Origin of the sequence: Micromonospora maritima, from assembly GCF_902825405.1 — a bacterium.
GTDB lineage: Bacteria > Actinomycetota > Actinomycetes > Mycobacteriales > Micromonosporaceae > Micromonospora > Micromonospora maritima.
Map to the genome: position 1 here is coordinate 1 of NZ_CADEAU010000212.1, position 9,002 is coordinate 9,002.

General features: G+C 72.6%; 9 protein-coding genes and 2 pseudogenes. 6 read left to right on the top strand and 5 right to left on the bottom strand.

From position 1 onward, the window contains the following. Positions 1–145, bottom strand: a pseudogene (locus tag HUW36_RS18775) (futalosine hydrolase); the annotation flags it as partial. Further along, positions 142–1,758, bottom strand: coding sequence for an MFS transporter (locus HUW36_RS18780; protein ID WP_174529365.1), 1,617 nt, complete (start codon positions 1,756–1,758; stop codon positions 142–144). The gene HUW36_RS18780 and the pseudogene HUW36_RS18775, both read right to left, overlap by 4 nt. A gap of 87 nt (positions 1,759–1,845) precedes the next feature. On the opposite strand from HUW36_RS18780, the gene HUW36_RS18785 reads away from it, so the two are divergent. Then, the gene (locus HUW36_RS18785; protein ID WP_174529366.1) at positions 1,846–2,685 is read left to right on the top strand and encodes a DUF3027 domain-containing protein; all 840 of its coding nucleotides are present in this window, start codon (positions 1,846–1,848) and stop codon (positions 2,683–2,685) included. 4 nt (positions 2,686–2,689) lie between these two features. Here the strand turns inward: HUW36_RS18785 and HUW36_RS18790 are convergent, their stop codons facing one another. Next, positions 2,690–2,905: a DUF2530 domain-containing protein gene (locus HUW36_RS18790; RefSeq protein WP_396755084.1), complete on the bottom strand. Its 216-nt coding sequence runs from the start codon at positions 2,903–2,905 to the stop codon at positions 2,690–2,692. Positions 2,906–3,043: 138 nt separating this feature from the next. Here HUW36_RS18790 and HUW36_RS18795 point away from each other — a divergent pair, with 138 nt between their 5' ends. The 5 genes from HUW36_RS18795 to thpR all read left to right on the top strand — a co-directional run bounded on the left by HUW36_RS18795 (position 3,044) and on the right by thpR (position 7,616). Beyond that, a complete protein-coding gene (locus HUW36_RS18795) occupies positions 3,044–4,525 on the top strand; it encodes an NCS2 family permease (RefSeq protein ID WP_425487244.1) in 1,482 nt (493 codons plus the stop codon). A 61-nt stretch (positions 4,526–4,586) separates the two neighbouring features. Further along, positions 4,587–5,036: a MarR family winged helix-turn-helix transcriptional regulator gene (locus HUW36_RS18800; RefSeq protein WP_174529369.1), complete on the top strand. Its 450-nt coding sequence runs from the start codon at positions 4,587–4,589 to the stop codon at positions 5,034–5,036. Positions 5,037–5,105: 69 nt separating this feature from the next. Then, entirely contained in the window at positions 5,106–6,392 is a 1,287-nt protein-coding gene (locus tag HUW36_RS18805; RefSeq protein ID WP_174529370.1) for an MFS transporter, read from the top strand. A 116-nt stretch (positions 6,393–6,508) separates the two neighbouring features. Further along, on the top strand, positions 6,509–7,018 hold the full coding sequence (locus tag HUW36_RS18810) for a hypothetical protein (RefSeq protein ID WP_174529371.1): 510 nt from the start codon (positions 6,509–6,511) through the stop codon (positions 7,016–7,018). A gap of 4 nt (positions 7,019–7,022) precedes the next feature. Then, positions 7,023–7,616: an RNA 2',3'-cyclic phosphodiesterase gene (gene thpR / locus HUW36_RS18815; RefSeq protein WP_174529372.1), complete on the top strand. Its 594-nt coding sequence runs from the start codon at positions 7,023–7,025 to the stop codon at positions 7,614–7,616. A gap of 88 nt (positions 7,617–7,704) precedes the next feature. On the opposite strand, the gene HUW36_RS18820 is transcribed toward thpR, so the two are convergent. Together HUW36_RS18820 and HUW36_RS18825 are read right to left on the bottom strand one after the other, a co-directional pair. After that, positions 7,705–8,691, bottom strand: coding sequence for an aldo/keto reductase (locus tag HUW36_RS18820; protein WP_174529373.1), 987 nt, complete (start codon positions 8,689–8,691; stop codon positions 7,705–7,707). A 63-nt stretch (positions 8,692–8,754) separates the two neighbouring features. Beyond that, positions 8,755–9,002, bottom strand: a pseudogene (locus HUW36_RS18825) (septation protein SepH); the annotation flags it as partial.

Here is a 9,002-nt window from a genome sequence, read left to right on the forward strand (position 1 = left end):
CCAGCGCCAGCACCCGTGCGGTGGCGGCGCCGGCGACGGCCGGGCCGACTCCGACCGGCAGCACCGTCACGCCCGGACCGGTGAGGCCGGCGCGGACCGCCTCGGCCTCGGCGGGTACCGCCGTGACCACCAGCAGGCCGGTCACGCCACCGGCCCCCGGGGATCGCGCCGGTTCTCGTCCTCGGCCGTGCCCGGCCCGCCGACCGACGACGAAGGGCGGTAGATGTGAAAGCCGGGCGGCGCGAGCCCGTCGTCCGGCGTCGGGTCGACGCGCTGGGGGGCCGGCGAGGTGGGCGCCGGGTCGTCGAACGACGTCGGGGCCGGCTCGTCGTCGGTGCGGTCGACCGGCTCGGCCGCCAGTTCGTCGTCGCCCAGCGGCCGGCCGACCAGGTGCTCACCGCGCAGCCGGCCGGCGACCAGCACCCCGCGTACGGCCACCAGCGCGGCCACGGCCGCGGCGACCGCCACACCGATCAGGCCGGTGAACGGCACCAGCCCGAGCCCGCCGCCGGCCACGAAGGCGAGCATCAGCGCGGTCTCCGAATGCGCGAAGGAGCTGGCCCGCAGCCGTTCCGGGATGCGTTCCTGGATCGAGGCGTCCACCGCCAGCTTGGCGATCCCGCTCATCAGCGCGGCCACCAGGCAGAGCAGCGCCACCATCGGCAACGAGAACTTGAGCGTGGCGAGCACCGCCACACCGGCCACGACGATCGTGCCGCTGGACTGGATCGCGGTCGGGCGGTGGATGCGCAGCCGGGTGCCGAGCGCGGTGGCCAGGAAGGTGCCCACCGCGAGCGCGCCGCCCACCAGGCCCAGCGCGGCCTGCCCACTCAACTCCCGACCGAAGAAGTCGGTGGTCAGGTCGCCGCCCTTGATGGCGAACGCGAGGAAGAGCAGCAGGAAGCCGTAGAGCCCGCGCAGCGCCGCGGCGCCGATCAACGTGGCGATCACCAGCCGGCCGGCCGGGCGGCCCCGGCCCAGCGGGCGTTCGCCGTCGCGGCGGCGCATCGCCCGCAGCGGGTGCGGCAGCCGCTCCGGCGGCTCGGAGTCGGCCTTGGGCGGCAGCCGGAGCGAGATCACCATGCCGATCAGGAAGATCACCGAAGCGACCCGCAGCGGCCACTGCGGCCCGAACCAGAACGCGGCCAGGCCGATCGGCGCCACCAGTGCGCCGGCCACCGTGCCGTAGACGCTCGCCCGCGCCCCGACCTGAGACAACCCCAGCCCGTCGGGAAGCAGTCGGGGCACCGCGGCCGACCGGGCCACCCCGTACGCGCGGGAGAGCGCGAGCACCCCGAACGCCGCCGGGTAGAGCCCGAAACCGCCGATGTAGTCGGAGATCAACCAGGCCAGGAAGGCCCGGCCGAGCATGGTGGCGGCCAGGGCGTAGCGGCGGCCGTGGCGGAAGTGGTCGAGCAGCGGGCCGACCACCGGGGCGAGCATGGCGAACGGGACCATGGTCACCAGCAGGTAGAGCGCGACCTTGTTGCGCGCCTCACCCAGCGGCACGTCGAAGAAGATCGTCCCGGCCAGGCCGATGGCGATCAGCGTGTCCCCGGCGCAGGAGAGCGCGTGCAGGTCGAAGAGGCGGACCATGCCCACCTCGTTGCCGGCGCTGCGGGCCCGGGCGGTGCCGGCCCGGCGGGTCATCCACCGCCCACCGTGCATCGAGCCCCGCAGCAGCAGGCGGGTGGCGCGGATGCCGGTGCCGACGGTCCGCCCCAGAAAGGAGCGGCCGGAGCGGGAGGACAGCGCCATGTGTCCCATCCTCGCCCATCTGCTCCACGCTTGCCGCACCACCCGGAGAGAACGACTCCGGGGAGTGCCTGTCACCGTTCCACGGGCATGGGGAACAATGGACCGGTGACCAGGCCCGCCTCCGCCCGCGCTCCCCGGCTCGACCAGGTCTGCGCCGCCGCCGTCGAGGTGGCCCGCGACGCCATCACCGAGGTGGAGCCGACCGACGTCGGCGATCACCTCCAGGCCGTCGCCGAGGGCGACCGGGTCGTCACCCACTACTTCGAGTGCCGGATGGCCGGCTACCGCGGCTGGCGCTGGGCCGTCACGGTGACCCGGGTGCCGCGCAGCAAGCACGTCACCATCTGCGAGACGGTGCTGCTGCCCGGCCCTGACGCTCTGCTCGCCCCGGGCTGGCTGCCGTGGCAGGAGCGGCTCAAGCCGGGCGACCTCGGCCCCGGCGACCTGCTGCCCACCCCGGCCGACGACGAGCGGCTCGCCCCCGGCTACCTGCTCTCCGACGACCCGGCCGTGGAGGAGACCTCCTGGGAGCTGGGCCTCGGCCGGGCCCGGGTGCTGTCCCGCGAGGGGCGTGCCGACACCGCGCAGCGCTGGTACGACGGCGACCACGGGCCGGACGCCCCGATCTCGGCCGCCGCCCCGGCCGCCGCCCGCTGTGGCACCTGCGGCTTCTACCTGCCGCTGGCCGGCGCGCTCCGGCTGGCCTTCGGCGCCTGCGGCAACTTCTTCGCCCCGGACGACGGCCGGGTGGTCAGCGCCGACCACGGCTGCGGCGCGCACTCGGAGACGCTCGTCGAGGCGGCCGAGACGCCCGTCGACGAACTGCCCACGGTCTACGACGACAGCGCGGTCGAGGCCATGTCGGTCAGCCGCGCCCCGGGCTCGGTGGAGGCGGCCGAGCCGGCGGAGCCGTACGGCCACCCCTGACCGGTCAGCGCTGAGGCTGGGCGGCCGCCCGGCGGCGACGCCGGTTGGCGTCGTGCCGCATCATCGTGGCCAGCCCGGGAAAGCCCCACAGGAAACCGGCGAGGCAGGTCCAGAGCCAGTTCTGGTGGCCGTGCGCGCTGAGCCAGTCGCGGAAGAAGAGCAGCAGCACCAGGCCGGCCACCGCCCAGGCGATCAGCCCGGCGACGGCGAACGGCACCATCGGCGGGTCGAGCGGCTCGGGCCGCGGCTGCTGCTCTCGGGGCACCGGTCCAGCGTACGTGATCGTCCTTCCCTGCCCGCCGGGTGATCTGGGACGATGCGCGCGACAAAACCGGTCGATGAACCCGATGAGGACCCGATGTCCATTGCTCCGCCGCCGGATCACGGCACGCCGCCCGACCCCGCGCACCCGCGCAACGCGTTCGACCGCTACTTCGAGATCTCCGCCCGCCGGTCCACCACCGGCCGGGAGATCCGGGGCGGGTTCGCGACGTTCTTCACGATGGCGTACATCGTGGTGTTGAACCCGCTGATCCTCGGCGGCGCCGAAGATGCCGACGGGCGCACGCTGGCCATCCCGGCGCTGGCCGCGGCCACCGCGCTGGTGGCCGGCCTGATGACCATCCTGATGGGGGTGGCGGCCCGGTTCCCGATCGCGCTGGCCGCCGGGCTGGGCGTGAACGCGCTCGTCGCCTTCGAGATCGCGCCGCAGATGACCTGGGCGGACGCGATGGGCCTGGTCGTCATCGAGGGTGTGCTGATCGGCATCCTGGTGCTCACCGGGCTGCGTACCGCCGTGTTCCGGTCCGTGCCGACGCAGCTCAAGACCGCGATCGGCGTCGGTATCGGCCTGTTCCTGACCATCATCGGGTTGGTCGACGCCGGCTTCGTGCGCCGGGTGCCGGACGCGGCGAACAGCACCGTGCCGGTCGGGCTGGGCATCAACGGCAAGATCGTCAGCTGGCCGATGCTGGTCTTCGTGGTGGGCCTGCTGATCACCGTGGTGCTTGTGGTACGCCGGGTCCGTGGCGCGATCCTGATCGGCATCCTGGCCTCCACCGTGCTGGCCGTCGTGGTCGAGGCGATCGGCAACATCGGCCCGTCCTTCGTCGACGGGAAGCCGAACCCGAAGGGCTGGGCGCTGAACGTGCCCGAGCTGCCGAAGCAGGTGGTGGACCTGCCGGACCTGTCGCTGCTGGGCAACTTCAACGTGCTGGACTCGTGGACCCGGGTCGGCTGGCTGGTCCCGCTGATGTTCGTCTTCACGCTGCTGATCACGGACTTCTTCGACACCATGGGCACGATGGTCGCGATCGGCCAGGAGGGGGACATGCTCGACGAGCAGGGCACCCCGCCGCGGGCCAAGGAGATCCTGCTCGTCGACTCGATCGCCGCCGCCGCCGGTGGCGCGGCGTCGGTGTCGAGCAACACCTCGTACATCGAGAGCGCGGCCGGCGTCGGGGAGGGCGCCCGGACCGGCGTGGCCAACCTGGTCACCGGCGTCCTGTTCCTGCTGGCCATGTTCCTGGCGCCGCTGTCGGCGATCGTGCCGTTCGAGGCCGCGTCGACCGCGCTGGTGGTGGTCGGCTTCCTGATGATGACGGCGGTCCGCACGATCGACTGGACCGACTACGAGATCGCGATCCCGGCGTTCCTCACCATCGTGCTGATGCCGTTCACCTACTCGATCTCGAACGGCATCGGGGCCGGTGTGATCAGCTACGTGCTGGTGAAGCTGGCGAAGGGCAAGGCGCTGGAGGTCCACCCCCTGCTGTACGGCGTGGCCGCGCTCTTCGTCCTCTACTTCCTGCGCGGGCCGATCGAGTCCGTGCTGCTCTGACGCTGGTGAGCCTGGTCATAACGCATGTCGTTAGCCAGGCTCATTAGTTAAGCTAACGAGTGTGACGGAGCGGACGGTGACGGCGAAACGCGTGCCACCGGCGCAGCTGGCCCCCCAGCTGCGAGATGCGATCACCCGGCTCAACCGGCGGGTCCGACAGGCCCGGCCGGTGGGCGACCTCACGGTCACCCAGCTGTCGGCGCTCACCAGCCTCAACCTGGCGGGCGCCCTCACGCCACGGGAACTGGCCGACGTCGAACGGGTGCAGCCGCCGACGATGACGAAGATCGTCGCGAAGTTGGAGGAGCGCGGCCTCGTGCAGCGCACCCCCCATCCGACCGACGGACGGCAGGTCATCCTGGCGGCGACCGAGGGGGGACGGGCCGTGCTCGACCAGTTCGAGCGGGCCCGCAACGAGTGGCTGGCCAGCCGGCTGGCCGCGCTCAGCGAGGAGGAACGCGACACGCTCCGGCGGGCCGCGGACATCCTTCAGGCAATCGCCCGCGCCTGACACCGCGTCGCGCGGTTCGCTTCGTCCGTTGTGGATGAGGCGTACCCGACGCGAGGAGGCGCACCTAGAGTGCAGGCCAAGCTGAGCACGATGTTCCAGTCCCTACGAGTCCGTAACTACCGACTCTTCGCCACCGGGCAGCTGATCAAACTGATCGGCGTCTGGATGATGTTCATCGCCCAGGACTGGCTCGTCCTCGAGCTCAGCGACAACTCCGCGACCGCGCTCGGCGTGGTCACCGCGTTGCAGTTCACGCCCGTACTCCTGCTCACGCTGCTCTCCGGCCGGCTCGCCGACCGCTACGACAAGCGGATGCTGCTGTTCGTCGCCAACGCGTTCTGGACCGTGCTGGCGCTCGGGATGAGCCTGCTGGTCCTCACCGGCGTGGTGCAGCTCTGGCACGTCTTCGCGTTCGCCGCCCTGCTCGGCGTCGCCAACGCGGTGGAGACCCCGGTCCGGCAGGCCTTCGTCTCCGAGCTGGTCGGCGTCCCGCTGCTGCCCAACGCGCTCTCGCTCAACGCGGCCGTGTTCAACTCCGCCCGGATCGTCGGCCCGGCCGTCGCCGGTCTCGCCATCGCCGCGTTCGACGTCGGCCCGGTCTTCCTGGTCACCGCGCTCAGCTCGGTCGCGCCGCTGGTCAACGTGGTCCGGATGCGTCCGCAGGAGCTGCACCGCAAGGACCTGCCGCCGGCCGGCGAGCGGGACCAGGCCCGGGTGGTGGACGGCCTCCGGTACGTGGCGCGTCGCCCCGACCTGCTGCTGCCGATGGTGGTCATGTCGGTGATCGGGATGAGCCTGTTCAACTTCCAGCTCACCCTCGCCGCGCTGGCCAAGACCGTCTTCAACACCGGTGCCGCCTCCTTCGGCCTGTTCAGCACCGCGCTTGCGGTCGGCGCGCTGGTCGGCGCGCTCGCCGGGACCGGCCGGCGCAGCCGGCCCTCGGTCTGGCTGGTGCTCGGCGCGGCGATCGGCTGCGCCAGCTTCGGCACCCTCGTCGGGCTCGCCCCGGCGTACTGGATGGTGGTCTCGCTCCTGCTGCCCACCGGGTTCTTCATGGTGTTCTTCGCCCAGGCCGCCAACCAGCGCGTGCAGCTCGGCGTGGACGCGTCCTTCCGGGGACGGGTGATGGCGCTGTGGGTGCTGGTGTTCCTGGGGACGAACCCGGTCGGCGCGCCGATCATCGGCTGGGTGGCCGAGCGGTACGGCGCCGGCGCGAGCATCTGGATGGGTGGCCTGATCTCGCTGGCCGCCGCGCTGCTGGCGCTCACCTGGCAGCTGCGCCGCTCCGGCGCCCGGCTGCGGATGCGGGTGCTGCCGATGCCCCGCTTCTACGTGGTGTCCCCCGGGGCCGAGTGAAAGGAGGGGCCCCCTCTTAACGCATTCGGTAGAGGAGGGGCCCCCTTTTAACACCCGTACCAGTCGGATTCCCGGAACGGGTGGCACCCGGGTGCGGCAGGGCTTAGCGTCGATGTGTGGGACTGGGGCCGGAGCTGCTACTCGCGCTGACGATCCTCGCCGTCTGCTGCCTGCCCGCCCTGATCGCGGTGGTCTTCTGTGCCGACGAGATCCTCGATCGGGTGGCCTGCGGCTGGGCCGACTGGCGTGACCGACGCCAGGAACGCCGCACCATCGCCCGGCTCGACCGGGCCGTCGAGGCCGAGTCGCTGACCCGCGACATCGACCTCACCGAGTTCGACCGGGACGGCCGCCGCCCGCTGGAGCAGCTCGCCACCGACCTGCGCCGGCTCGGCGGTCACCGGCTCGCCGCCGCCGACCGCTCGGTGGTGTGGCACGGCGCGGTCATCGAGGCGTACGACGAGCGGCTGCGGGCCGCCTGCCGGGCCCTGGGCATCGCCGAGCACCTGGCCGAGCTGGACGGCGTCGACCGGGAGATCGAACGGGTACGTGTCGAGGGGCTGCTGCACGCCGCCGGGCTGACCCTGCCCGCCGCGCGGGCGGCGCACCACCAGCGGCACCGCTGACCGGGTGCGCCTCTTCGCGGCGATCTACCCGCCCCCGGCGGCGGTCGCCGACCTGACCCGGCGGATCACCGGGCTGCGGGTCGGCGCCGCCTCCGCCGCCGGCGTCAAGGTGCGGCTCGCCGAACCGGATCACCTGCACCTGACGCTGGCCTTCCTCGGCGAGGTGCCGGACGACCGGCTGGTCGACGTCGAGAGCGCGCTCGGGCTGGCCGCGCAGGCGTTCCGCGACGGCCGGGCCGGCTCACCTCGGCTGCGCCTCGGCGGTGGTGGCAGCTTCGGTCAGGGGCGTTCCACGGTGCTGTGGGTGGACGTGCGGGGTGAGGCCGACGCGCTGGACACGCTCGCCCGGTTGGTGCGCGACGGGCTGCGCCGGGCCGAGCTGCCCCACGACGACAAGCCGTTCCGTGCCCACCTGACCATCGCTCGTCCCGGCGACCGGGTCGCCGACGCCGACGTCCGCGCCGACCGTGAGACCCTGCACGGGTACGTGGGTCCGGAGTGGCCGGCCGGGGAACTGCTCCTGGTCCGCAGCCGCCCCAATGCGGAACCCCGGTACGACCGCCTCGCCGCCTGGCCGCTGTGCGGGGCCCACCACTGACATCCGCACCGTGCCGCCATCCGGCGATGCATGTTAAGCGGGGCCCCCGCCTATACAGGAAGCGTTAAGCGGGGGCCCTTCCTTGCACCTACCAGGCCCAGGCTTCGGGGCCGGGGCCGCCGTTGCCGATCGGGGGGAACAGCTCGTCGAGGCGGGTCAGGGTGGGGTCGTCGAGGTGGACGTCGAGGGCGCCGAGGTTGCGGTCGAGCTGGTCCATGGTGCGCGGGCCGACGATCGGGGCGGTCACGCCCGGCCGGGACAGCAGCCACGCCAGCGCCACGTCGGCCGGGTCCTGGCCGAGGTCCGCGCAGAGCTTCTCGTACGCCTCGATGGTGGTCCGGTGCTCGGCCAGCGCGTCGGCCGCGCGGCCGCTGGTGCCCCGGGCGGCGCTGCCGTCGGCCATCTTGCGGATGATCCCGGAGAGCAGCCCACCGTGCAGCGGCGACCAGGGGATGATGCCCAGTCCGTAGTGCTGCGCGGCCGGGACGACCTCCAGCTCGACGTGCCGGGTGAGCAGGTTGTAGATGCTCTGCTCGGACACGAGGCCGAGGAAGTTGCGCTTCGCGGCCGCGGCCTGCGCCTGGGCGATGTGCCAACCGGCGAAGTTGGACGACCCGACGTAGAGCACCTTGCCCTGGGCGACGAGCGTCTCCATCGCCTGCCAGATCTCCTCCCACGGCGTGGTCCGGGAGACGTGGTGCATCTGGTAGAGGTCGATGGTGTCGGTCTGCAGCCGCCGCAGCGAGTCCTCGCAGGCCCGGATGATGTGCCGAGCGCTCAGGCCCTGGTCGTTGGGCCACTCGCCCATCTTGCCGTAGACCTTGGTGGCCAGGACGACCTTGTCACGCCGCCCGCCACCCTGGGCGAACCAGCGGCCGACGATCTGCTCGGTCACGCCCTCGCCGAGCTTCCAGCCGTAGACGTTCGCGGTGTCGAAGAAGTTGATCCCGTGTTCGAGCGCCCGGTCCATGATGGCGAAGCTGTCCGGCTCGTCGGTCTGCGGCCCGAAGTTCATCGTGCCGAGACAGAGCCGGCTCACCGACAGGCCGGTGCGTCCCAGATTCGTGTACTCCATGGCTCCACCCTGGCACGCGGGCACTTCGAGTGCCTTGTCGACGAGCCAGGGTGGAGCGGAGGATCAGGAGGACTCGCGGGCCGCGGGGCCGCTGCCGAACAGCACGTCGTCCCAGCTCGGGAGCCGCTTGCGCGGCTTGCCGGCGGCGTCGGTGGACTCGGTGCCCGAGCCGCCGGACGCTGCCGCCGGACCGGTGCGCCGGGGCCGGAGCACGGCCAGCGACGGCACGGCCGGGACCTCCTTCGGCGCGTCCGAGTCGTCGTCGAACGCCGAACCCTGCCCACCGCCGAGCAGCGCGGCGGCTCCGCCGG